Below are 662 nucleotides of genomic sequence, written 5' to 3'. Positions count from 1 at the left end.
GGGTGTGGCGCAGCTTCGTGCCGGGCAGCGGGCCGAGGTCACGCAGGAGGACCACGCCGGAGAGCGGGAACAGCGCCAGCGCGCCGAACATGGTGTTGCGGATCAGCTTCCGGCGGCCGAGCGCCGACTCCTTGGCGCCCTGGCGGAAGTCGTCCATGACCTTCGCGCGGACCTCGGGAGCGGCCTCGATCGGGTGACGCTCGTCGGCCAGCTCGTGGTCCGACATCAGCGTGCGGGCCCAGTGGACCGCGCCGGCGCCGATGCAGAACAGGGCGAGGCCGAGCGTCATGCCCAGCGCGAAGTTCAGCGCGCTGATGTGGCCGAGCGGCCAGATGTAGACCGACTTGTCGACCGGGATGGTCACGTACGAGGCGATGAAGCCGATGGTGGCCAGCATCGACACCGTGAACAGCAGGGCGACCGTGCGCTCGGACCTCTTGGCGGCCCGCTCGTCGATGTCCTGGATCCGCGGCTCGTGGGGCGGCAGGCCCGGGTCGGCGAACGGGTTCTGCTCGTCCGCGAGCTTCACCGCGCCGTGGCTGGTGTCCTGCGCTGCGGGCAGGTTCTCTTCGGGAATGTCTTGGCTACTCATGACTTCTTGGCCTTTGCGGTCCGAGCGGCGACCCAGACGGCGACCGCGATCAGCGCGCCCAGTCCGAAGA

1 pseudogene is annotated in these 662 nt (G+C 69.6%); it reads right to left on the bottom strand.

Features of this window, described 5'->3' with window-relative positions:
• A pseudogene (locus LPA54_RS34550) lies at positions 1-592 on the bottom strand (ubiquinol-cytochrome C reductase); the annotation flags it as partial.
• Between the last annotated feature and the right edge of the window lie 70 nt (positions 593-662).

Source organism: Streptomyces sp. DH12 (assembly GCF_020873895.1).
In the GTDB taxonomy this organism is placed as follows: Bacteria; Actinomycetota; Actinomycetes; order Streptomycetales; family Streptomycetaceae; genus Streptomyces.
The sequence above is the reverse complement of the archived record's forward strand: the minus strand, read 5'-3'. Positions and strand labels throughout refer to the sequence as shown.